This is a genomic window from Vibrio sp. SSH13-20 (assembly GCF_040104475.1).
Taxonomy (GTDB): Bacteria; Pseudomonadota; Gammaproteobacteria; order Enterobacterales; family Vibrionaceae; genus Vibrio; species Vibrio harveyi.
Window position 1 is genome coordinate 40,620 of the sequence record NZ_JBECOU010000003.1, and the last position, 22,567, is coordinate 63,186.

A 22,567-nucleotide genomic window follows, 5' to 3' on the forward strand; every position below is an offset into this window, starting at 1 on the left:
TAACAGCGTGAATTACTGACACTTTTGTTTTACTTGATCGAGGTACGGGAACAAGAAGACAAAGCGCCCAACGTAGAACAAAGTGAATGCCAGCCACAAACCGTGATTGCCCCAATATTGCACCGCAATAAATTGCGTCACTAAGAACAACACCATGGTTAGGAAGGTAGAGTTACGTACTGGTCGCGTCGTCCCTGTGCCAGTAAAGATGCCGTAAAACGTAAGCCCAAAACCAGCAACCAACGGGAATGCCAATAACCAAGGGCTCATGTCCAAATACAGCTCAACAAGGTTTGGTAAGGTGGTAAACAACGTCACCACTTGGTGTTTGAACAGCACCAACAGCAAGGTCAATACAACAACGAACGCCGCGGTCCATTGCATGTTTAGCTTAATCACGTTATCAAGCAATGTCGGATTCTTCTGCCCTACTGCTTTACCTGCGAAGACGCTCGACGCATTCGCCACACCATCGAACATATAGCTGACGATGAAGGTCACTTGCATCAAGATTGCGTTCGCCGCGAGCACATCAGAACCAAGCTGAGAGCCTACACGCGCCATCATGTTGAAGAACACCAATAGACACACAGTACGAAGCAGCAGATCCATATTGGAAGACGCGATAACTTTAAGATCTTTACGCGTCATTTTTGCGGTTTGAATGTAATCAAACAGCGGGAAACAACAGGTTTTCAACACCAGCACCGCACCAATAACAAACGTCGAGATTTGTGCGATAAGTGTCGCCACCGCAACACCAGCAATGCCCATATCGAAGTACAACACAAAGACGATATCCAGCACGATGTTCAATACGTTACCAAACACTTGCGTAAACAAGGTTTCTTTGGCTTTCGCCTGCCCCATCAACCACCCAATCACGGTGTAGTTCAGCAGTACAAATGGCGCACCAAAGATCATGATATCGAAGTAAATCTTAGCGTTTTCAGCCACGACGGCATCAGGGGAGATAATCAGCTCTGCCCCCATCCAAATCACGGACTGCAACGCAATGAAAATCAAGCCAAGGCAGAGCGAAAGCACGAAAGGACGGAATAAGCTGCTCGCTTGATCTTCTGGGCTATTTTTACCTAATGCGATCGCACTTTGCCCGGTAGTACTGACGCGGAAAAAGCCAAACAGCCAATACAAGGTATTCATGATGACGGTGCCGATCGCCACACCACCAATCATCTCAGCCACACCAAGTTTACCGATCACCGCGGTGTCCACCGCCCCCAATAATGGTTGGGTAACAGTAGAAACGATGAAAGGAAATGCGATTTTAAAATAGTCTTTATGAGTCAGATTCATGATTTGAAAAAGTTGGTTAGAAAAGTGCAGAACGCGTGAAGAGTCGGTTTAAGTCATCTTGCCACCGAACTGCATTCTATTTGTTTAATGGGCTCAAGTTAACCACAAAATGGGAAAAAGAATGAGAACGAAAATCAATAAAACAGTTAACCCATCAGCTTTATTGCCACCCTATGCATCTCAACAGGTAAACGGATAAATCGTCGATAAATAACCACACTAACAGTAATGAACAATGTTCAAATGCCACTAATGTTATGTTATAACAATCGGAAATTTTCGCATCATTTTAATCATAGGTAATCGGATGTCCATTTTTGGATCGTTTTCTCTTTCTAGATTACGCCTAACTCTTACTGCTTTCTCACTGCTGTTTTCTTGTTTTGTCCACGCCCATCCTCATTCTTGGGTGACAATGGAAACCAAAATCAATATCAAAGAAGATAAGATTCAATCGCTCTCAATGAACTGGGAGTTTGACGCCATGACCACGGCTTACATGCTCGCGGGAGAGAAACTCACCGACGAAAATCGAGATGAAGTGCTTTCGACACTCTCTAGTCAGGTGATTTACAACCTGTTATCAAGCCATTACTTCACCTACTTTTATGCCGACGATGAACCGATTCGCTACAAGATGGTGGAAGAAGGGGCTATCGAGATGAATGGCGCAAAAGCAACATTAAAGTTCAATCTTGAACTCGCTAAACCCACCAGTATCTACACGCCTGATCTGCGTCTGCTTATCTTTGATCCAAGCTACTTCGTAGATATGAGTTGGGAACATAAGCACGCCATCACCATCAATAAGCCTTACGCTGATCGTTGTCATATTGACGTGGTTGAACCAAACCCAACGCCTGAGCAAGTGACTTACGCGATGTCACTCTCTGTTGATGCAGACCCAGATAACGAACTCGGTCAGCTATTTACCCAAAAAGCCCTCTTCACCTGTGAGCCGGAGGAGAACTAATGGGAAACTCGCCAGTCTTCAAGCGCGCTCTGTTCGCTGTGTTTAGCGTAATGCTATCAGCCATTACTCTGCATATTTGGAATCACTTCCCTGCTTACTGGATGCAGTTGATTCGGCTTCAACGTGACACGGTAAACTCGCTCAGTGAATACCTGATGCTCATCAGCCAAGGGCAACTGTTGTACGGTTGGTACTTGTTGGGTTTTAGCTTTCTGTATGGTTTGTTGCATTCAGTTGCCCCTGGGCACGGTAAAACGGCAGTGACATCAATGAGCCTTATTCATGGCTACCGTCGTCGACAAGCGCTTGTATTGGTCGTGATTATTGCCGCCCTGCAAGCCGCAAGCGCGTGCATTCTTTTCGTGATTACCGCTAAGATTGCAGAGCAGTTTGCTTTCAGCCTTTCCGATAATGTTCGTCTGCTGACGCAAGGTTGTGCGGTGTTTATTATCTTATTGGCGTTGAAAGAATTTGCGTCGGTGGTTAAACGCCGTATCAAACAAACACCCTCTCAAGAAGATGATGATTCCGCAGAGTCTAACGGCAATATTTCATGGAAAGCACTACTGCTTATCGGCTTCCGCCCTTGTACTGGCGCGGTGCTGGTTCTGTTTCTCTCTAACATGCTAGGCAGCTTGATGTGGGGGATGATCGCGACATTCGTGATGGCTTTAGGAACAGCAATGACCAACTCGATATTGGTGTTCAACGCTTTAACGATTCAACGCCAAATGAAAAACCACAGCGCCAAACCTAATGCCAACTTGAGCGATACGCTTAACCTCGTTTTGGCAGTCACCATGGTGGCATCGGGTTTTATTCTCTATAACTTTGCCAGCGTGGCAGGGTTGCAGAACTTCGTCAGATAAGTACCGGCAGCAATAAACGCAAAAGCCCCAACACTTGATTGGGGCTGAATTTACATTGGTTTGTATTTCAATACTGCGTGTTACTTAGGCTCGCGCAACAGATACAGCATCAGCTTCAATGGCGTTTTCGCGATAATGCTGTGAGGCAAATGCGCGTCCATTAGTAGCCAAGCGCCAGCTTTTAGTTCCTTCGCCTCTTCTTCTAATGTGAACGTACATTCTCCTTCGAGTATTTGTGCAATCGCTGGTACTGCTGCAGTATGTTCGCTCATTTCTTCACCCTCAGCGAACCCGAAAATAACACCTCGCAAACGCTCACTTTTGTACACAGGACAACTTGTGATACCTGCTTTGGGGATATCCACTTCGCTGGCGAGATCTTCATATAAGGTGTATTCAAACATGATTTAGCTTTCCTTCTTTCTTGCGACAAGCGTTATCGCAGATAGGTTATTTTCGTATTTGCGGAAAATCTTTCGCATGCCTAACACACGCTTTCTCGCTTGCGGTTTAGTCAGTACGTTTTTCACGATTTTTAAGAACCCACTCAAGCCTTCATCGGCGATAACGCGTTTTGGTTCGAGTAAATGCATTGGAACAACAGCTTCAAATTCAACGACAAAACCATTCTCTTCCATCAGAGCTTTCCACTCTGCAGGTGTGATGGGTTTTGCGGGGTGTTGAATGGTCTCGGAAACTTCTCTTTGAATCGCGCGCTTTTTATCTTCATCGATAGTATCTGGCGTAATGCACAGTTCATGGATACCGTAACGACCATGAGTCGCGAGGATTCGAGCAGCCTCAGCAATAATTTCGTTTTTACGCGCACCGGATTGCATCGTCAGCATAGCTTCGCCATAAACCACAGAAGCGCATTCTGGCTCTAACCCTGTCTCTTGTGCATTCCCGACATGACAACGTTGGTTTGCACCGTGTAAGTAAGAGCGAACAATCTCCGCTGCCTGCTCATTTTGTTCGATAGCGGTGTAGCTTGCAGGGGATTTTTCCAAGCACAAACGTGCCGTGTAACCCATACCGGGCGCGAATTCGACAACGCGGTCATCACAGTTAATTGCCAACCCTTGCAACATTTTTTGTGTTAACTCTTTGCCACCAGGACGCAGTACTTTCTTACCCAGTTGAGCGAGTACCCAGTGTCCCGGTGTTTTTGTCACTTCTCGCCCTTCATTGGGCATCGCTAATCGTTTAGACATAATGACTCCTAAGCAAAGATGGCGACGGGAACAAAAAGAACGACCAGACCGCACAAGGCAACCCATCGAAATACGTGGCTAATACCGTCCATAACTGTTCTCCTTTCTCAGGCTGGATAAGTTGGCACATCAATCAATAATGATTATTATTTGTATCTTATCCCCCAAGTCCGAATTTGCTGCTTGATAATTATCAAGCTAAGGAAAACAGCGTGCCCGGCTCTATTGTTTCGCTCCTGAACGAAGAAGAAAAAACACAACTCTTCTCAAAACGCTCGCCTTTGCATTGCGATGCAGGGCGTCAACTGTTTGAACGTGGAGAGCCTGCGGAAAAAATGTATTTGGTAGAGAGAGGAAAAGTTTCACTGTTTCGTTTGATGCCAAACGGCGACGAAAAGCTGTTTCGGGTGTTTATGGCGGGAGAAATGATTGCAGAAATGGCGATGTTTATGTCCCCAAGAGTCTATCCGATGAGTGCCCGTGTCGATCAGGATACGGAGTTATCTGTGTTCCACTACCAAGATGTGTTAACGGTATTTACTCAGTCTCCGCAGACTTCATTAAAAGTCATGAACTACATGACCAATCGCATCCACCAGCTGATGGATACCGTGAACATTTTGACGCAAGTAAACGCGAACCAAAGACTGGTGATGAAGCTGGCTGACTTCTATCGTGCTCAATCGAGAAGCGAAGGGAAAATCACGTTACCCGTGACGAAAAAGCTGCTTGCAACACAGCTAGGGATGACGCCAGAGACGCTTTCTAGGGCGTTCAAAAAACTGAAAAACGATGGGTTTATTACTGAGTGCGAAAGTCATATCACGCTGCTAGACATTCCCGCCATGTGCGAAGCGGTGGAGTTAGCACCAGAAATATTCCAACGAGATTGAGAGGCAGCCATCAGCGGTGTTTGCCGACTTGAACATTCCACCACCACCCAAAAGATGCAAATGAGATGCATTATTAATTGATAAAGATCAAATCTGGGTGAGCAAATCTTGTTCATCATACTGCAATAATAATGATAACCATTCCCACTTGAAGCGCTAAGAGCTTTTATTTTTAGTGCGATTTTTCTAAGGAAATGCAGTATGTCTCTTTTAAAGCCAAGGGTGGCACCTTTTACATTATTGCTGCCAACGCTTATTGCCCCTCTCACCTATGCATCTAGTGATGCCGAACAACAAAAGCCCACGGCAAACACACAAAAAATGGAAACCGTTGTCGTCGTTGCGTCTCGTATGGAACAGTCTATTTCTGACGTCGCAGGTAGTGTGGCGGTTGTCAGCTCAGAAGATATTGAAAAGCAGATGGCAAACAATATCGAAGAAAGCCTGCGTTACATACCGGGCGTCAGCATGAATGGCAACTCACGTTTTGGGGCGTCAGATTTCAATGTCCGAGGAATGGACGGAAGCCGGGTTAAAGTTCTAGTCGATGGCGTAGAACAACCCGTCGCTTACGGTTCAGGAGTCAGCGGAACTGTGATGAATGTTCTTGGCAAAGGTCAAGGGCAAGTCGAAGTTGATACGCTCACCGCCATTGAAGTTAACAAAGGTTCATCTTCAAGTTTGTACGGCAGTGGTGCACTCGGCGGCAGCGTTTTGATGAGAACAAAATCCGCGGATGATCTCCTCCAAGGCGAAGAAGGTCATGCGAGTGTCGACGCAGGGTATCAATCTCGCGACGGCAGTTACAAAGCAACCGTAAACGCGGCTCGCCAGTTTAATGAAGACCTTAAAGGGATGATTATCTTTACTCACCGCGATGGTGACGAACTGGAAACGCATGGCGATGGGGCTGATATCACTGGCGAAGGTCGCGGTAAAGCCGATCCGATGAACTACACATCAAACAACATTTTGTCTAAGTTAGAACTTCAAGCCAGTGAAAAGCATCATTTCGTGTTTACTGGGCAGTACTTCGAACAAGACTCGGATGGGAAAAGTCGTTCTCTAGAAGGCAGCTCTAGTGGCTTCAATAAATATTCTAACTATCATTTCGAGGACACTCAGCGCAGAGGTCGCGTTGGCATTGAGCACACTTGGAATGCTCAATACTCCGCTTTTGATCGCTTAACTTGGCAAGCAAACTGGCAGATTTCGGAAGCGAAAAACACCACAAAAGACACACTGACAAGCGCTTTCCCACCTTTTACCAGCACCGATCGAACCAGACAGCGTAACGCGAAGGATACTTCGCTCCAGCTGGATGTACAGCTCGATAAATCGTTCGTGCTAGGAAACACAAATCACGACTTTATTTACGGAGCAACCTTAATCGACAGCGAGTTCAAGCTCGAAACTCGTGACACGGATAATAAAGGGAAAGACACCAGTGGCGTTGTTGAAATGCCACCAAAAACTGACGTACGCAAAGCTGGGCTTTTCGCGCAAGATCAAATGTATCTGATGAATGACAGCTTGATTGTAACCACTGGTCTTCGCTACGACACCTTCCAATACCGACCAACTAAAGATCATCGTAATATCGACGGCAACCTAGGTGAATACAAAGATCTCGATACAGATGCAATCACAGGACAATTGGGGGGCGTGTTCCACTTTACCGATACCACCAGCGCCTTCGCTAAATACGCGCGTGGTTTTAAAGCACCAACACCAGAAGAGCTTTACTACAGCTTTGAGCGTAATCCCGTCCCTGGAATGCATGTTGTAGTGCTTGCAAACCCTGATTTGAAGCCCGAATCCAGTGATTCTATTGAACTGGGTGTTCGCCAGAACTATCAAGCGTTGAACTGGGAATTAGCAGCGTACTACAACGATTACAGTGACTTCATTAACTCAACATCTTGGACTGAAGTGCACCAAGGTACTCGATACATGTACAGCAAAAACGAGAACATCGACAACGCGAAAATCTACGGTGTGGAATTCTCAAGTGCCCTGCAGCTCGGAGCATTAATACCTGTACCAAATGGCACTTACTTACGTGTCAGTGGTGCATGGTCCGAAGGTGAGGATAAAGACTCAGGAAAAGCCATAGACAGTGTCGCACCACTGACCGGGGTATTGGGTCTTGGCTTCGACCAAGCCAATGCACTGTACGGTTGGGAAACCACCTTAACGGCTGTTGCTAGCAAAGATGGCAGCGATTGGAGCAATAAAGATAACTTGTCAGCACCTGGCTACGGCATCGTTGATGTTACCGCCTATGCGCAACCAATCAAGAACCTAACCATTCGAGGTGGTGTATTTAACGTATTTGATAAGAAATACTGGAACTACAGCCGTGTGAAAGGGTTAACACCAACGTCCGTTGCAAATTCAGACTCGTTAACTTCGCCAGGTATCAACTTCGGCGTGAACGCGAAATACGTTTTCTAAAGCACATTTATACTATTTAGCCCCTTCTTCTACGGAGGGGCTTTGATTTATCAAACATACCCGTATTTGTTCATGGTATGTAAGGTGAAATACATGAAAAAACTCTTATGTTTGGCACTCGCTTCTTTGGTCACGATGCCCTTGCATGCTGAAGATCGCATGATCAGCGCAGGCTTTGGGGTAACAGAAATCATTTATGCATTAGGCGCGCAAGACAAGCTAGTCGGTGCAGATTTTACCAGTAGACATTTGATTGAAGGCAATGAAGACATCGCACAGCTAGGCTTGCATGTTCGCCTCTCTGCTGAGGGAGTAATGGCACTGCACCCAACCCACTTGATCGGCACTGATGAAATGGGACCACAAACTGCCATCAAACAAATTGCCAAAAGTGGTGTCGAAGTGGTGACAATCCCTTCAGGGCAATACGTTCCTCAACTGCTGTCTCGAATAGACACTCTGGCAGCAGTCATGGGGCATCCTACTGAAGCCAAGCAGCTAAAACAAAGCGTGACATCAGAAATTGAGAAACTAGAACACAAACAATGCCAAACCAAGCCAAAAGCTATTTTCTTTATGCTTGACCGCTCTGGAGCAACACGCGTCGGTGGCGCTGATACGGCAATCGACACCATCATTACTCTCGCAGGGGCGATTAATCCTGCACAAGCACACTTTAAAGGCTATCGCTCAACCAGTATGGAAGCGATGTTAGAGATGCAACCCGACTACATTTTAGTGAGTCAAAGAGCGTGGGATATGTATCAGAGTGCGGATAAGATTCTGGACAAGTTGCCGGTTCTAAAATCAACGCCAGCCGGCATCAACAAAAATATCCTTGTCGTACCAAGTGGCGCATTATTGGGTGGATTTGGGCTAGCAAGTATCGAGGTAGCAAAAGAGCTCAATCAAACGTTTTGCCCTCAATAATCAAGCTTTGCTTAAAAACAAAAAAACAGCTCCTAATGAGCTGTTTTTGTTGCTTCTGAAAGCGATATCTAAGTGCAGGTATTACGCCTTCTTCACAAACTGCGCCGTCACCATCATCTCGCCAGCGCCATCGACTTTACAATCTAGTTGATGATCTTTGCCGTCTTTAATACGACGAATCACAGCTTTAGTGCCGATCTTCAGCACCAATGAGCTGCCTTTTACTTTTAGATCTTTGGCTAACGTGACCTTATCACCTTCCTGCAGCAAAGTGCCGTTGGCATCTTTCACGTTTACGGCGTCTTCTTCTGCTGCCTGAGTCGGGTTCCACTCGTGTGCGCATTCAGGGCAAACTAAGTGGTCTTGATCTGGATAAACGTATTCTGAGTTACAATTTGGGCAAGGAGGTAAAGACATAAATAATCACGAGCTAATGAATTTGCCAATATGGTAATGGTAATTGCTCACCTTATCGAGCCTATTTGCAAACTATCGTATATATCGGAAAACAAAGCTGATTGAAAACGGCGTCATCTCTTACCCTAGGACAACGCCGTTTGATGCGCCGAACTACATAGACGATTCAAACAAGCCTGTAATACCTTTCAAAGGGAAAAGCCTTGCTTGATCCAACCCTCTCAACGTTACCGTATTGAGGTCGTCAATAAAGAAACGACTGGTCATCGTGTGTTTGCCACCATTAATGAAAATCTCGATGACAGAATGGTCGATATACATCTCAATCGTCTGCTTAGCGTCCAATCTTGGTGCTTTTCGAATGCCACCAAATTCTTCTGCGTACAAGTGCGACATGTGATGACGGTCCAGCACAAACTCGTGCTCTGTCGCACTAAAGACGATGTTGTCACCTTTGAGGTTGCTCAGCTCAAGTTCAAAGCCATCGCCCACAAGGTCTAATTGGATCAAACAACTGGTGCTTTCCAGTGTATGGGATTGTGCAAAGACCACCTCTTCTTTTCTTAAACTTTTCAGCTCAGGGAGCGGAGTTTGAACAAGAAAACCATCTTTCAACGTTAGTTCTCTAGGAAGAGACAGCATTCCTGCCCACTGGTGTGTGACCGATGGCGTGTCGATTTCTGGCAACCCTATCCATGCAATAAGAATGCGACGCCCATTCTCATCTAAATAGGTTTGTGGGGCGTAGAAATCAAACCCATAATCTGGCTGCAAAATATCTTGGTGGTTTTCTAAAGTCATCGACTCTAGGTTCAACTGATCACCCACGATATACGCGACAGAATAGATGTTTTTAAAATCATAAGGATTACTACTGCTCACGCCCTGTGGAGAAAACAGCATCACCGATTGACCATTAATCTCAAAGAAATCAGGACACTCCCACATGTACCCAAGGTCAGAAAACTTGGTCTTGATAGGACCTTTATGCTGCCACGTTTTCAAATCTTTGCTTTGATAGAGCGCCATTGAACCATGTTCAGTTTTGGTTTGAGCACCCACCACCATCAAATAGTCGTCGCCTTTCTTCCAAACTTTTGGATCACGAAAGTGCTCCGTGTAATGTTCGTTCTCAATGACCACACCGTGCTTTTCAATGTTGCCGTCTGAATCCATGGTGGCAAAACACTGTGTTGGGATTCGATTCCAGTTTTGGTCACGCTTGTTGCCAGTAAAAAACAGTAAAGCCTTGTTGTTTTCCACCAAAGCACCTCCCGAATAGACACCATGTGAATCGTAGTCTTGGTCAGGATGAAGACCCACGCCATGATCTTTAAAATGGATGAAGTCTTTAGTAGAAAGGTGGTACCAATACTTCATTCCATGGACTGGTCCCACAGGCGTCCACTGGTAAAAGATGTGGTGCTCACCATTGAAATAGCACAACCCATTTGGGTCATTTAACAGCCCAAATCTAGGGGCGATATGAAAACTAGGAAAGCCTTTATCTTGCTGACGTAAAAGTGTCATTTCTTCGATATCACACTGAGGGATTTGTTCAAGTCGGCGATATCTTTGCTCTACAGTCCAACGGTTGTCTAAGCTCATAATTTTTCTCAACTGAAATTGGATCTGAAGATCATTGCCCAATAAATTGCAGCAATTCTGTCTGGGTTGGAAGCGCGGTCATTGCGCCTTTTTGCGTCGTCGCTAATGCACCACAGCCATTTGCCCATTGAATCGCAGAGCTAACAACAGGATGATTTTTCCAATCCTCATGTTGAGACAGACATGCCAGTAGCCCTCCGACAAAAGCATCACCCGCACCTGTGGTATCAATCGGACTAACGACTTGACCGGTGATCAGCTCACTCTGACTTTCAAAGACGCGCCAAACGCCTTTCGCACCTTGTGTCACCAAGACCAAAGCAATATTCATAGCGGCTATTTGTTGTAAACCTTGTGCCATCGATGTTGAGTCAGTTAAGAACAAAAGCTCTTCTTCAGAGAACTTAACCACATCAGCCATCGCTACAGCCTTCATTACGACAGCTTGGATTTCTGATTGATCTTGCCACACTTCATCACGCAAGTTAGGGTCAAAGCTAATGAAACCACCAGCGGCTTTTGCTCTTTTGATCGCCTCAAATGTGCTGCTTCTACTTGGCTCATTTGCCAGTGAAATCGAGCAAACATGCAGCCAGTCACCTTGCTTAAAGTTTGGGATATCTTCAACAGACATAAACTGATCAGCGCTCGGTTTTACCATAAACGTAAAGCTGCGCTCACCTTGATCGTCTAAATCCACCACCACTGTTGATGTTCTTTGCTCAGGATCTTTAACGAGAAACTCCGTGCACACGCCCTCTTGATCCAGCGTTGATTTCATAAAGCGACCAAATGGGTCATCACCCACACGTCCAAAAAACGCACTCTTACCAGATAGACGAGCAATTGCTACGGCGACATTCGCTGGTGCACCACCGGGACATTTGAGTAAAGAAGTCTCAGATTCCGGTATTAGATCGACAACAGCATCACCAGTTACCCACACTTGATTCATCTTGCTTACCTTAAAATTAAAGCCCTGATAGCCCAACGTGTTGAACACCTTCACTACCAAGTAAAAATTGAAAAAGGCTAGCCAAGCCATTAGTGCTTGGCTAGCACCCCAAACATTTAGGAAAAGAAGTGGATTTTGGGGGACTCCACCCTTAAGGAGTTCAGATTAAGCCGTTGCTTTTTTACCGACTTTAGCGCGGTCACGCATACCAAGAACAATGGTGAGAACAAATGCGGTCAAGAACGCGATCACCATACCCGCGATGTAGTAACCAATCTTATCCGGCGTGATGGAAATGATGCCTGGAAGACCAGCTGCCCCTAATGCCTGAGCTTTCACATTAAACATTGTGATGAACGCACTTGATAACGCCGCAGCGCAAACTGCCGCAATAAATGGGTAACGTAGTTTTAAGTTAACACCAAACATGGCTGGTTCTGTAATACCCAGCAAACCCGTGACACCCGATGGAATCGCAATACCTTTCATCTTCTTATCTTTACTCATCACGCCCACTGCCAACGCTGCAGCACCTTGAGAAACGTTAGACATTGCCGCAATAGGAAAGATAAAGGTGCCGCCCGTCGTCGCAATATCCGCAAGAAGTTGCGTTTCAATCGCAATGAAGCTGTGATGCATACCGGTAATAACAAACGGAGCATAGATAAGACCAAATACCGCACCACCAACAAAGCCAGCTGTGTTGTATAGCCAGTTCAGACCATCACCCAATAGGAAACCGATATCTCGCGTGAATGGACCAACGACAGTAAACGTCAATAAACCCGTGATGAAAATCGCAAGTAGCGGCGTTAAAAGGTTATCTAAAACAGAAGGAATAACCTTGCGCAGACCCAACTCAACCTTCGCAAGAATGAATGCCGATACCAAAACCGGTAACACCGAACCTTGGTAGCCCACTTTTTGAATTTCAAAGCCAAGAATATTCCAAACCGGAATGTTGCCAGATACCGCAGCCCCCCCGAAGCCCCACCCGTTAAGTAATTCTGGGTGGACCATCAACATACCTAGCGCCGCCCCTAAATAAGGGTTGCCGCCAAACTTCTTACTGGCTGAAAATGCCAGCAGAATAGGTAGGTAAACAAACGGAGCGTTCGCAAACGTGTTGATCATGTTCGCCAAGTCTGTCAGTCCTGGGTTGGCATCAATCAAAGATTTGCCATCAATAAACAAGCCTTGAGCAGTCAAAAGGTTATAGATACCCATCAACAAACCGCCAGCGACGATTGCTGGAATGATTGGGACGAAAATATCAGACAGCCCTTTCACCGCGCGCTGAACGATGTTTTGTTTCTCTGCGCCAGCAGACGCAACGTCGTTGGTGGACATTTCACTCATCCCCGTCAACTTCGCCATTTCTGCATAAACTTGGTTTACGATGCCTGATCCAAAAATGATTTGGTACTGACCCGCAACTTTGAACTGCCCTTTTACCCCTTCAAGGCTATCAATCGCTTGTTCATCTATTTTTTGCTCATCTGCAACGGCAAGGCGTAAGCGTGTCGCACAATGCGCAAGTGCGGTGATGTTGCTTTTACCACCTAATAGAGTTAACAACTCTTTTGCTACTGCCGGATAATTCATTTCATACCCCATTGGATTATTATCTGAGCTTGCGATATTTTCGGGAACGTTTGCAAAACAGATTTTTGCTCAATAAAACCAAATGGTCAAAGATAAAGCAGAGAGAATGTGAGAATGATCGTCAAATTCTCTCCCTAAGAGCAGTATAGGAGGTTAGAATCGCTACTTATCAAAGAGATTTTCATCTTCTCTTTGCAAACAATCCCAAAAACGAAAAACAGAATGGATAGGAACAATGGCGAGTCTGCATGATGTCGCCCGTCTGGCTGGCGTATCAAAATCAACAGTGTCACGGGTTATAAACGATGAGTATGGCGTAAAAGAAGCGACAAAACAGAAGGTCCGCCAAGCAGTAGCGGAGTGTGGCTATGTGCCGAACCAAGTCGCTAAAGATCTAAAATCTCAAAAGACCAATCTGGTTGGTATCATTGTTCCTCGGGTTTCCTCTCATGCCACATCCCAAGGTGTCGATGGATTAACCGATGTCCTTGAAAAAGCTGGGAAACATGTCTTACTTGCTAGCACTCACCAAGCCCACGAAAAAGAACTGGAATACATTCAGATCTTTAACCAAAAACGGGTTGAAGGGATCATTCTTTACGCCACCCACCTCGATTCCAAGCTGGTAAAAGCAATTCAAAACTCAGCCGTCCCAGTTGTGCTCGTCGGTCAAGATGGTTCCATGTTTAATATTCCAAGCATCATTCATGATGACGCACGAGTAGGGTTTGAAGCGGGAAATAGACTGGTTGCAAAAGGTTGCCAAACCATGGGTTTTATTGGTGTGCAAGGTGACGATATCGCGGTAGATAAGCAACGCTCTGAAGGATTTGTTCAAGCGCTACAACATCATGGTTTTGAGCTCGCCTTCCATGCTCGTGGTGACTTTACAATCGATTCTGGCTATTCATTGGCAAAACAACACTTAACAAAGAACCCTAAGCTAGATGGCTTGTTCTGTGCGACAGACCGTATTGCTATCGGTGCGATGAGAGCGATTCAAGAGCTCGGGTTAACACCGGGTAAAGACGTTTTAGTGTTAGGAGTTGGTGATGATGAGCTCGCATCAGTGTGCACCCCAACCTTATCAACATTTAACTATGCATTTGATAAAGCAGGGGAAAATGGTGCGAAACTGTTACTAGATAGAATTGCTAACAGAAGTTTTGAAATGAGTAAGATGGTACTAACCTTCAAAACAATTGAGCGTCAGTCCTGTTAATGAAAAAGCGCCAACTGAAATCAGTTGGCGCTTTTCTTATTACTCTTTGTAGGTTAGCTCCCTTTAGAACCAAGTTTCCATTTGCAGTGCAAACAGAACTTCACCACCATCACCCATCGTTGCAGCGCCCGCATCCTGGCTAATCGAGTAGCCATTCAAGTCTTCGCTCCAATCAACGTAGCTAACAGCAAAACGTAGCTCTGGACGGTCAAAGAAACCTGCTGCGGTAGACATCTTAAGCGTTGGTGCAATTGTCGCTTTGTAAAAACTGCCACTTGCTTTATCAATCGCATTGTCTAGGTCCATGTATTGGTATGAGCCTTCATAAACCATCTCAAAGTTTTGTGTAAACTCTTGCGCTAAGCGGATGTTGAACGATGCCCAAGTAAATTCATCATTTTTAGCAAAGCGATCTTGGCTGTGTTCTGCTAGCAACGCAGGTGCTACACGCCAATTGTCGCCGATGCGTGTTACACCATAACTGAACAAGCGTACGGCTTTTGCGTCTTCTAGCAAATCACCGTTTGAACCAATGCCTTTAAGTTCTGCACCCAGTCCATCACCCATCAAAATACCGGTTTTAGAGAAGCCTTCACTCATGCCAAAGAAGTTATCGCCATGGTAAGCAAACATCGCATGTAAACCTTTGTCTGCTGCACCTTCTACGCGATCATTGTTATCAGCAGACGTCATGCCGCTCAGCATCAATTGCCAATTACCAAAACGGTTGTTCATTGTCGCGATATAGTTTTCAACATCAGTTGACGAGCTATCAATCTCACCAAAATCACGACCATAGATCGAGAAGTTTGCTTTCCACGAATCGCTCATTTGGACGTCATACACGCCAGCACCAGTACCAGATAGGAAAACGATATCCGAGTCAAAGAAGTGAATGTCAAAGTTATCACGGTCAAATCGTTTACCTGCCCAAAACGTTGCGTCAGCAAACGCACTTGATTCAGAGAACATGCTCAACTTGTTTAGCTCAGCATATACCTGACGAACGTTTAATTGACTCTCACTTGCTGTCCATTCGTTATTGGTTTCCGTACTATCTGCCAACATGATTCGGAACAATGCGCTGGAACCATCATCTGCAAAGCGTTTGTGAATAAGGTTTGCTTCCACATAATGATCATCCTCAACCCCTAATCGTCCAATTGGCGCGCCAATAGCACCAGCAGCCGTCATGTAAGGACCAGTACCCACTGCACCATTCAGATCATCATTAATGAGCAGCCCGGAACGAGCGTAGCCATGAAACTCAAAGCTTGAGGCTTTCTCATTTGCTTCTGTGGATACTTTTTCTGCCTGTTCAAGTCTCTGTTCTAATTCATTAATTCGTTTTTCAAGAGCGTCAACATCTGTTGCTGCGAATGCAGGTGCTGTAACCAGCCCAAGCGCTACTGCCATCGTCAAAGTGTGTAGTTTCATTTCCATAGTCTCACGTAAATTTATACTTAGGTTATTTGCAAACGTTCCCAAGTAAAATTGCAAACTTATGGTGACTTTAAATACCCATCTAAAGTCTGAATTTCAGAGCGCTCAGACTCAGAGCGTCTCTACCACTTGTATCAATGGGGCGATAATATACAAACTTTTCGGGAACGTTACCGAACAAAAATGATTTTGTTAGCTGCATCACGTCCAGGGGCATTATTTACATAAAAATCATTAACCAGCGCACATTCCATTGATTGAAGCTATATAAACGAGGAATTGGTATAGCGGTGACCAAGCAGAGATAAGAAGATCATCCCATGTTGTCCTCGCCTTCTTAGTAGATTAAATAGAGATGAGTTAAGAAAAAGCCAGAGTCGACGCTCTGGCTTTGTTGTATTACCTTTTCAAGACCTTGAGTGCGGTTTGATGCTACGACCTGCGTGCTCCCTATTAATTCAGATCACTCCGTTCAGCGAGGACCTCCTTGAACGCAAACATTCCGTTTAATGCCGCAGGAAACCCTGCATAAACCGACATTTGCAGCAAGACTTCTTTTATCTCTTCTGCTGTACACCCAACATTCAATGCTGCATTTAAGTGTACTTTTAACTGCGGCTGACAGTGCCCCAATGCTGTTAATGCCGCAACCGTCGCGATTTCACGCGATTTGATATCCAGTGCGGGTCGCGAGTAAATATCTCCGAACGGGTATTCAATGGTGAACTTGGCTAAGTCCGGACAGATATCTTGCAGACTATCAATAACGTTATGCCCTGCCTCACCATCGATGTCTGAAAGCAGTTTTAATCCTTGATCAAAGCGTGACGATGACATGTTGATGCTCCTTTTGTATGAATCTAGGAACACTCTACAAGTTAGAGTTAACTCTAAGTCAACGAACTTTTCCTTGCTTATACAAATCTATTTTTGCTTCTAGCGCTGCAAGGTGTTGCTTCTGTAACTCTAGGTATTCAGTCAGTTTTTCTTGATGTTTCTCTAGCAATACCTGACGCTCTTCAATCGTGCTCTCGCCTACTTCACGTAAATCTGCGTACTTAAGGATCTCTTCAAGCGGCATCGCGGTGTCTTTCAAACGTTTGACGAACTCGATCCAAGACAAGTCTTTGGCGGTATACATCCTATGTCCACTGGGGGATCTTTGAATATTCTTCAATAAACCAATTTTTTCATAATATCTGAGTGTATGAGGCGACAGTTCAACACGCTTCGAAAACTCACTCATGTTCATGCTCATTTCCCTACTTAAATTGCTGTATACCCAAGTAATCTCAAAGTGCTAGGTTCAGCAAGAATGACTTGGTTTGAAGGCGAGGCAACAATTTGAAGCTCTAGTGGTTCTAAATCAAAAATCGTTAACGAAACATACGAACCAAGGCAACTCGCCCTTCAAAGCACCTGTGCTATAAAGGCACTCAAATTTTCAATAGCTTTAATCATATAGAAAGAAGCGATAATCCAACAAATTAGGTAGCCTAAACTCAACCTTCTTGATGAAAACGCCAAGTAACAAGACATTGAAAACCATACCGTAGGACTCGACATGGAACGTCAAAAGCATCGGCTATCAATTTGTTTGACCGCTAGCGTTACCGCACTGGTCTGTATTCTACTTCTACCGCTATCGGACAACATGAAGCTGTTTTCAATCTTAACCGTAGAGAGCGTCATTGCGTTCAGCTACTACCGGAAGCAAAGCGTTTCAAAACCAAAAGAATAATCTGGCTTATACGGCTTATACCATTGCGATCCACACAAAAAAGGCGCTGTATATACAGCGCCTTAACTCTTTATGCGATCTTATCCGCTACGGTTTAAACCGTTGGGATAGATGCACGCCATGCTTGGTTTTGGCTATCAGCAATTGAGCGGAACAGTTCACGCAACTCTTTTAGCAACCCTTCTTGGAAGCCGACGTTTTCGTCTGCTTTCTGTTTAGATGCTTGTGCGCGTGTCGCTAGAACTTCATCTTCTTTACTACGAGCCTGAGCTTTGGTTTGCTCTACGTTTGACGCAGAGTTTGCCATTTGAGTCAGAGCTTGAATGACTGAGTTCGTCGCTTGGTTGTTGCCCATTTGCTTATCAAACTTACGTCCGTAAGCCGTGGTATCCGCTTTGATATGATCCATATCGGTACGAATCATATTTGCTTCGCGGTGCATTTCCCCACGTTTTGCTTTCGCGCCTTCAAAACCTTTGGTGTTTTTGATCTCAGCCATTTTGGCATCTAAGTTTGCTTGTTGCCCCTTAAATGCTTTGTTACCAGCGGCTTCTTGTTTGATCTTCTTACCTGCTTTCATTGAGCCAACTGCGCCCATGATTGCAGTAACACCCGCCATAACACCAGAGATAACCGCCATTGCGATCATCGCTTTGGCTGAGTTGTTAAGCTCTTGTGCTTGGCTCTTAAGGCTTGCTACGTTTGCTTCAACAGCAATTTCACGTTGCAGTACTTGCTGCTCACGGCTTAGCTTAGACACTTGATAAAGCAGCGTAAGCAGAGACAGTGATTGTGAAATCGCGTCCGATGGAGATTTAATGACCTGCTCACCGTTTAGGGCTTTTTCTGTTGTCTGCATTAGCAGATTCACAGTTGGCGCCAATGCGCTCATCAGCTTTTCAACTACTCGAGCTTGATCGCCGATTGCAGGTGCTTTTGGACCATCCAATTGGTAATGTTTAGGACCTGATACTGCTGCCTCGCTGTTACCACGGATTGCCGCAGCTTCCGTTTTTGTCTCAGGCGCTTTTTCAGCCTTAGTGGTTTTACCTAGCTCGCCCAAACCGTAAAGATCTGCACGTCCAGTATTGCCAATTTTATCTAACATAAACGCTCCTTAAACCGTCGCTGGACGGCTCATCACCGCTTGCATCGTTTCGCCTTTCGCCTGAATCATCTGCATGATGACACTCATCAGCTCTTGGAAGTCTTCCATCAGCTTAGCGATCTCTTCTTTAAGCTTGTCGATAACCGCTTGGCTAAGGGTCATCTTCGCTCGCAAGTCAGTGATATCCGATTGGATATTAGTAACTTTCGCGTTATTAGAAGCATGAACCGCATCAGTGGTCCCCTTACCAACATTGACAGCAAGGTCGACGGTTTCTGCACCAAAACGGATTGCTTTCGCAGTCGTAGTCGCAGCTTTAGAGCCCATATCTGCGATCTTCGCCATGTTCGCTGCTGCTTTGGTCGCAATATCAGTGACTTTCTGTGCAATCTTACCTGCACTCTTCGCCGCCAATTTCGCGATACCACCTGCAGCGGCGCCGCCAAAGGTGACGATTGCCCCGATAACTGCTACGGCAATCTCTAGAGCCATCACGACCTTGTTGAGAGCATCGACATTAATGCCAGCCTCTTTCATCGCGTCTTGTACAGCTGGCTCTTGTAGAACCATGCTAACCGCGCCCATCACGCCGCCGGCAATCATTAATGCGCCTGCTGCCGCACCAACACCAGTAGCCACCATGATGGCACCAACGACAATAGAGACAACAGCACTGATCCAACCGAAGATCTTAGAGGCTAAGCCTGACTTCTGAGCTTCTTTTGCCGCAGCTTCAGACTCTTTGATCTTCTCTTGGTTTTCTGCCATTTCTTGCTCGTGCTTCGCTTTCGCTACTTTCACTTCCTGAATTTTAAGCTCGTTTTGAGCGCTCTTCAGTTTGTCTGTGATTGCAGCCAGCTCTACTTCAAAATCATCCGCAGAACCTGCGATGATTCTCACTGCTAGCGAGCCCGTATTGTCGGCAACCGCATGCAAAACCTTGGCAATCGAGTCTACGATTTTTTGTAGCTGAGCCATGGCTTTCAGCGTAAGTTCATTAACCTTATCGCTTACTGCGGCATTAGGTGCATCAAGCTGAACTTTAACTTTACCAGTGTTCAATGCTTCAGCATCTTTACCTTTTACGTTTTCAACGGTTACAGAAGGTGACGCATGAGATGCGGTCTTCGTTACCTTGTCTAACGTAGTTTGGCCAGAATCAGGTGTGTATACCTGACTCTGAGTGCGGTCAAGTGCAATAGAATTCATATTCTAGTTACTCCTTTTGTTTCTCACCGCTTCTAACATGATGTCTGCTCGTTGATGCAAGTCTGCATACTCTGATTTCCCGGCAGACATCTCCTTCGCGCTGTAAAACCCACTCTCTGCTTCTGTCAATTGCTCAAGCTTAAGGTGACATTCTGCAGAGTGGAAAGGTGGGCGTGGATCATTAATATCCACAAGCGCAGCGTAGCTGTAGGCATCAATCGCCTGCAGGTACTCACCCAGTTCCTGACGAGCGGCTCCCAAACCAATGAAAAAGCGCGCTTGGTAATGATCAAGCATGCTAAGTAGTTGGAAAACCTTAGCGGCTTGCTCTACCTTGCCTGATTGGAAAAAGTTGTATCCAACCGCATAAATGTGCTCGATAGTATCTGCCGATACGTCGTGCAGCATTTTTAACGTACCCCCATCCTCTAGAAACGAAAGTAGTTCCTCTGCTTGCATTTGAGATGGGTCAGTTGCCGCGTTTTGTGTAGTCATGGTTGTTTATCCTTAAATCGCTCGTAGGATTTCTTGTAAAATACTGTGGTACTTCTGAACAAACTTGTTCATAGCTTCAACGGTAGAGTTGTATTGAGAACTGGTGTCGTTCAGCTCAGTGGTTTTGATTTGCACTTCATCGTTAAGCAACTTGGATTTATCACTGACAGAACTAGAGAAATCAGACAATTTTTTGGATTTCTCGCCATTTTGATAATTCTCATTTTTTGCATCAATACCTTCATATCTCAAAAACATACGGTGTGTGACCTTTAGTACGTCTTCGGGTGAAGGCTGAATTCCACCAGATGGATGTCGAAATTCTGGCTTGATGTATTTCTCGACATTCTCTTTAGTAAAAATGAATCGAACATCTGTTCCATTTCGACTCTCGATGACACTAGACAAGTTAACCTTGTCTCTGTTTATCGCGTCAAAATCGATATAATCTTGATAGATATTCGCTCTCTTACCTGGTCCAGGTTGCCCCCAGCCTTTGTCACTTCGAAAAACTTCACTTAGATGTTTAAACTCAGGTGACTTATGAAATTCTTCTGGAGTACTGTAGTTAAAACTGGTGTGGTTAAATTTATAACTTTCAGGGTTGTAACCTTCACCATAAGTACCGCTTCCACTTTGCTTGATATGTATCTGAGACTGTACTTCACCAAAGATTTTTAGCCTTGCTGTATAAGACTGAAGTTCCTCTTTTTGCTGATCTCGTTTTTCAAGTCGGTTAACGCGACGCTCGTTTAAGGCAAACAGCACACGCTCATCAAAGCGATCACCAATGCTGGATTCAATCACAGACAGTAAATCGCGAGCAGTCAGAGAGTGTTCCGCTTTAACATCAGCGTGCTCTTTCCCGTCAGCTCCTGTGGTTATCTTCTTTTCTTCTTCTGAGATTTTGCTCAAGCGCGTATTTAACTTGCTAAGGTTCTCCATCATTTTTTGATGACGCGTAATGAAATCAGTACCAATGTCTTTTCTGGCAACAATCTTCTCAAATAGCAGGTTTATGTCTCGTGCAGTATTTTGTTTGATTAGATCAACCTGATCTTGCGTCGCTTGGTATTTCTGTACCTTATGGAGGTTACCGTAAAAAGTATCGACTTGCTTGTTCACAAGGCTTACCGCAATGCTAGAAAACAAACTCGAAAGTGTTATCGCATTTGGGGAGTTCTTGAGGTTTGCTACCACGGCATTAAGCACGTTTTGCAGTTGACCAACCTGTCCTGCCCCGTATTCGTTTTCGTACTGACCTTTCACTTGTTTTGCTAGGTCATTTAATGCACCGGTAAGCTCTTGCTTGGACATACCTGGAATCCAAGCAATCTTATCTGCCAAAGCCTTAGCATCACTGTTACTTAACGTGATGCCTACGCTGTCCAAAGAAGTAACCAGTTGAGCTGTAACCGCTGCACTAAAGCTTTCTTGCGTTAGCAAGTAGTTCGAGTTCTTGAGCCCGTTGATATCTACCGAGCCTAGATTACGAAAGGCATTGCGCAAAAATGAAATCGCACTATCACGGACTTCGCTAGAGCTCATTTGCTGCGCAAGAGCGTCTACAAATTTGCTGATCTCTGCTGTCGCGGCTGTAAGCGCGCTCGCATCTAGGGCTGCAATTTGCTGCGCTTGGGTGCTTTGGCTGCCTAAACGAAACTCATTGATAAAATCTGTTGGAAGCGAGCTGTCGACCGTATCTTTTAATTGCTTATCGAACCAAGACTGGAATTGATGCGCGAGCGTGTTGTTTACGCCAGTCACTACGTCTTGAGGCGCAATCTGACCATTCACCGCTTGGTGTTGCAGTGACTGCATCCAATGCGCAGCAGTCTCAGCGGCAGCAGTCCCCGTAAAGGCGGCTTGCTTTTCTAGCAGCGTGCGTAATGAATCTGCATACAGGTCCAAACTTTCTTGTTCGGTACGCCCAACTACCATTGGTAATTGGCGAATCAAAGACTCTAATTGAGCTGCATCGGAATCGCCTAGAATTGGAGAAAGGGTCTCTACCAAACGCTGCTGGAAAGAGGCTTGAGAGTCACGATTCGTTGCTGTATTTAGAACTCCAGATACAGAGTTCATGGTTGTCATATCCGTCATTTAGAAAC

The 22,567-nt window shown here is 45.3% G+C and carries 21 protein-coding genes; 7 read left to right on the plus strand and 14 right to left on the minus strand.

Translation table 11 applies throughout. The features are described 5' to 3' along the window. Positions 1–12: 12 nt before the first annotated feature. Positions 13–1,317 (minus strand): MATE family efflux transporter, encoded by a 1,305-nt coding sequence (locus tag ABMY42_RS08920; RefSeq protein ID WP_349266230.1) that lies wholly within the window; start codon positions 1,315–1,317, stop codon positions 13–15. 307 nt (positions 1,318–1,624) lie between these two features. On the opposite strand from ABMY42_RS08920, the gene ABMY42_RS08925 reads away from it, so the two are divergent. Both ABMY42_RS08925 and ABMY42_RS08930 read left to right on the plus strand, forming a co-directional pair. Next, entirely contained in the window at positions 1,625–2,290 is a 666-nt protein-coding gene (locus ABMY42_RS08925) for a DUF1007 family protein (RefSeq protein WP_349266231.1), read from the plus strand. After that, the gene (locus ABMY42_RS08930) at positions 2,290–3,159 is read left to right on the plus strand and encodes a nickel transporter (RefSeq protein ID WP_349266232.1); all 870 of its coding nucleotides are present in this window, start codon (positions 2,290–2,292) and stop codon (positions 3,157–3,159) included. Before ABMY42_RS08925 ends, ABMY42_RS08930 begins: the two co-directional genes overlap by 1 nt. An 80-nt stretch (positions 3,160–3,239) precedes the next feature. Here ABMY42_RS08930 and ABMY42_RS08935 read toward each other — a convergent pair whose 3' ends face one another. Both ABMY42_RS08935 and ABMY42_RS08940 read right to left on the minus strand, forming a co-directional pair. Next, positions 3,240–3,563, minus strand: coding sequence for a cupin domain-containing protein (locus tag ABMY42_RS08935; RefSeq protein WP_009698239.1), 324 nt, complete (start codon positions 3,561–3,563; stop codon positions 3,240–3,242). Between the two features lie 3 nt (positions 3,564–3,566). After that, the gene (locus ABMY42_RS08940) at positions 3,567–4,373 is read right to left on the minus strand and encodes a class I SAM-dependent methyltransferase (protein ID WP_069686970.1); all 807 of its coding nucleotides are present in this window, start codon (positions 4,371–4,373) and stop codon (positions 3,567–3,569) included. Between the two features lie 212 nt (positions 4,374–4,585). Between ABMY42_RS08940 and ABMY42_RS08945 the strand changes: the two genes are divergently transcribed. The 3 genes from ABMY42_RS08945 to ABMY42_RS08955 all read left to right on the plus strand — a co-directional run bounded on the left by ABMY42_RS08945 (position 4,586) and on the right by ABMY42_RS08955 (position 8,653). Further along, positions 4,586–5,266: a Crp/Fnr family transcriptional regulator gene (locus tag ABMY42_RS08945; protein WP_069686969.1), complete on the plus strand. Its 681-nt coding sequence runs from the start codon at positions 4,586–4,588 to the stop codon at positions 5,264–5,266. 201 nt (positions 5,267–5,467) lie between these two features. Beyond that, positions 5,468–7,723 (plus strand): TonB-dependent hemoglobin/transferrin/lactoferrin family receptor, encoded by a 2,256-nt coding sequence (locus ABMY42_RS08950; protein WP_349266233.1) that lies wholly within the window; start codon positions 5,468–5,470, stop codon positions 7,721–7,723. A 93-nt stretch (positions 7,724–7,816) separates the two neighbouring features. Beyond that, positions 7,817–8,653, plus strand: a complete 837-nt coding sequence (locus ABMY42_RS08955) for an ABC transporter substrate-binding protein (RefSeq protein ID WP_187992393.1) — start codon at positions 7,817–7,819, stop codon at positions 8,651–8,653. A gap of 81 nt (positions 8,654–8,734) precedes the next feature. Here ABMY42_RS08955 and ABMY42_RS08960 read toward each other — a convergent pair whose 3' ends face one another. The 4 genes from ABMY42_RS08960 to ABMY42_RS08975 all read right to left on the minus strand — a co-directional run bounded on the left by ABMY42_RS08960 (position 8,735) and on the right by ABMY42_RS08975 (position 13,238). Beyond that, positions 8,735–9,070 (minus strand): zinc ribbon domain-containing protein YjdM, encoded by a 336-nt coding sequence (locus ABMY42_RS08960; protein ID WP_005450215.1) that lies wholly within the window; start codon positions 9,068–9,070, stop codon positions 8,735–8,737. 153 nt (positions 9,071–9,223) lie between these two features. Continuing rightward, positions 9,224–10,678, minus strand: a complete 1,455-nt coding sequence (locus ABMY42_RS08965; RefSeq protein WP_349266234.1) for a sucrose-6-phosphate hydrolase — start codon at positions 10,676–10,678, stop codon at positions 9,224–9,226. 31 nt (positions 10,679–10,709) lie between these two features. Beyond that, positions 10,710–11,633 (minus strand): aminoimidazole riboside kinase, encoded by a 924-nt coding sequence (locus ABMY42_RS08970; RefSeq protein WP_349266235.1) that lies wholly within the window; start codon positions 11,631–11,633, stop codon positions 10,710–10,712. Between the two features lie 165 nt (positions 11,634–11,798). Then, the gene (locus ABMY42_RS08975) at positions 11,799–13,238 is read right to left on the minus strand and encodes a sucrose-specific PTS transporter subunit IIBC (protein ID WP_005450218.1); all 1,440 of its coding nucleotides are present in this window, start codon (positions 13,236–13,238) and stop codon (positions 11,799–11,801) included. Between the two features lie 235 nt (positions 13,239–13,473). Between ABMY42_RS08975 and ABMY42_RS08980 the strand changes: the two genes are divergently transcribed. Then, on the plus strand, positions 13,474–14,460 hold the full coding sequence (locus ABMY42_RS08980; protein WP_349266236.1) for a LacI family DNA-binding transcriptional regulator: 987 nt from the start codon (positions 13,474–13,476) through the stop codon (positions 14,458–14,460). 63 nt (positions 14,461–14,523) lie between these two features. Here the strand turns inward: ABMY42_RS08980 and ABMY42_RS08985 are convergent, their stop codons facing one another. The 3 genes from ABMY42_RS08985 to ABMY42_RS08995 all read right to left on the minus strand — a co-directional run bounded on the left by ABMY42_RS08985 (position 14,524) and on the right by ABMY42_RS08995 (position 17,155). After that, on the minus strand, positions 14,524–15,897 hold the full coding sequence (locus tag ABMY42_RS08985; protein WP_069686966.1) for a carbohydrate porin: 1,374 nt from the start codon (positions 15,895–15,897) through the stop codon (positions 14,524–14,526). A 459-nt stretch (positions 15,898–16,356) separates the two neighbouring features. Further along, positions 16,357–16,740 carry a carboxymuconolactone decarboxylase family protein gene (locus tag ABMY42_RS08990; RefSeq protein ID WP_009698247.1) on the minus strand — a complete coding sequence of 128 codons (384 nt, stop codon included), beginning with the start codon at positions 16,738–16,740 and terminating at the stop codon, positions 16,357–16,359. A gap of 58 nt (positions 16,741–16,798) precedes the next feature. Further along, complete coding sequence (locus ABMY42_RS08995; protein WP_038898134.1) at positions 16,799–17,155, minus strand: MerR family transcriptional regulator; 357 nt, start codon at positions 17,153–17,155, stop codon at positions 16,799–16,801. A gap of 312 nt (positions 17,156–17,467) precedes the next feature. On the opposite strand from ABMY42_RS08995, the gene ABMY42_RS09000 reads away from it, so the two are divergent. After that, the gene (locus tag ABMY42_RS09000; protein ID WP_199449947.1) at positions 17,468–17,644 is read left to right on the plus strand and encodes a hypothetical protein; all 177 of its coding nucleotides are present in this window, start codon (positions 17,468–17,470) and stop codon (positions 17,642–17,644) included. 94 nt (positions 17,645–17,738) lie between these two features. On the opposite strand, the gene vopD is transcribed toward ABMY42_RS09000, so the two are convergent. The 4 genes from vopD to ABMY42_RS09020 are packed head-to-tail and all read right to left on the minus strand — an operon-like array spanning position 17,739 to position 22,559. After that, positions 17,739–18,752, minus strand: coding sequence for a type III secretion system translocon subunit VopD (vopD, locus tag ABMY42_RS09005; RefSeq protein ID WP_005450225.1), 1,014 nt, complete (start codon positions 18,750–18,752; stop codon positions 17,739–17,741). 9 nt (positions 18,753–18,761) lie between these two features. After that, positions 18,762–19,961: a type III secretion system translocon subunit VopB gene (gene vopB / locus ABMY42_RS09010; RefSeq protein ID WP_009698249.1), complete on the minus strand. Its 1,200-nt coding sequence runs from the start codon at positions 19,959–19,961 to the stop codon at positions 18,762–18,764. Positions 19,962–19,964: 3 nt separating this feature from the next. After that, positions 19,965–20,456 carry a SycD/LcrH family type III secretion system chaperone VcrH gene (gene vcrH, locus ABMY42_RS09015; RefSeq protein ID WP_005450229.1) on the minus strand — a complete coding sequence of 164 codons (492 nt, stop codon included), beginning with the start codon at positions 20,454–20,456 and terminating at the stop codon, positions 19,965–19,967. 12 nt (positions 20,457–20,468) lie between these two features. Then, positions 20,469–22,559 (minus strand): virulence-associated V antigen, encoded by a 2,091-nt coding sequence (locus ABMY42_RS09020; protein ID WP_038898137.1) that lies wholly within the window; start codon positions 22,557–22,559, stop codon positions 20,469–20,471. Positions 22,560–22,567 lie beyond the last annotated feature (8 nt).

Coding starts and splice junctions, on each gene's coding strand:
- ABMY42_RS08920 (WP_349266230.1), bottom strand. CDS start 1,317: ATGAATCTGACTCATAAAGACTATTTTAAAATCGCATTTCCTTTCATC.
- ABMY42_RS08925 (WP_349266231.1), top strand. CDS start 1,625: ATGTCCATTTTTGGATCGTTTTCTCTTTCTAGATTACGCCTAACTCTT.
- ABMY42_RS08930 (WP_349266232.1), top strand. CDS start 2,290: ATGGGAAACTCGCCAGTCTTCAAGCGCGCTCTGTTCGCTGTGTTTAGC.
- ABMY42_RS08935 (WP_009698239.1), bottom strand. CDS start 3,563: ATGTTTGAATACACCTTATATGAAGATCTCGCCAGCGAAGTGGATATC.
- ABMY42_RS08940 (WP_069686970.1), bottom strand. CDS start 4,373: ATGTCTAAACGATTAGCGATGCCCAATGAAGGGCGAGAAGTGACAAAA.
- ABMY42_RS08950 (WP_349266233.1), top strand. CDS start 5,468: ATGTCTCTTTTAAAGCCAAGGGTGGCACCTTTTACATTATTGCTGCCA.
- ABMY42_RS08955 (WP_187992393.1), top strand. CDS start 7,817: ATGAAAAAACTCTTATGTTTGGCACTCGCTTCTTTGGTCACGATGCCC.
- ABMY42_RS08960 (WP_005450215.1), bottom strand. CDS start 9,070: ATGTCTTTACCTCCTTGCCCAAATTGTAACTCAGAATACGTTTATCCA.
- ABMY42_RS08965 (WP_349266234.1), bottom strand. CDS start 10,678: ATGAGCTTAGACAACCGTTGGACTGTAGAGCAAAGATATCGCCGACTT.
- ABMY42_RS08970 (WP_349266235.1), bottom strand. CDS start 11,633: ATGAATCAAGTGTGGGTAACTGGTGATGCTGTTGTCGATCTAATACCG.
- ABMY42_RS08975 (WP_005450218.1), bottom strand. CDS start 13,238: ATGAATTATCCGGCAGTAGCAAAAGAGTTGTTAACTCTATTAGGTGGT.
- ABMY42_RS08980 (WP_349266236.1), top strand. CDS start 13,474: ATGGCGAGTCTGCATGATGTCGCCCGTCTGGCTGGCGTATCAAAATCA.
- ABMY42_RS08985 (WP_069686966.1), bottom strand. CDS start 15,897: ATGAAACTACACACTTTGACGATGGCAGTAGCGCTTGGGCTGGTTACA.
- ABMY42_RS08990 (WP_009698247.1), bottom strand. CDS start 16,740: ATGTCATCGTCACGCTTTGATCAAGGATTAAAACTGCTTTCAGACATC.
- ABMY42_RS08995 (WP_038898134.1), bottom strand. CDS start 17,155: ATGAACATGAGTGAGTTTTCGAAGCGTGTTGAACTGTCGCCTCATACA.
- ABMY42_RS09000 (WP_199449947.1), top strand. CDS start 17,468: ATGGAACGTCAAAAGCATCGGCTATCAATTTGTTTGACCGCTAGCGTT.
- vopD (WP_005450225.1), bottom strand. CDS start 18,752: ATGTTAGATAAAATTGGCAATACTGGACGTGCAGATCTTTACGGTTTG.
- vopB (WP_009698249.1), bottom strand. CDS start 19,961: ATGAATTCTATTGCACTTGACCGCACTCAGAGTCAGGTATACACACCT.
- vcrH (WP_005450229.1), bottom strand. CDS start 20,456: ATGACTACACAAAACGCGGCAACTGACCCATCTCAAATGCAAGCAGAG.
- ABMY42_RS09020 (WP_038898137.1), bottom strand. CDS start 22,559: ATGACGGATATGACAACCATGAACTCTGTATCTGGAGTTCTAAATACA.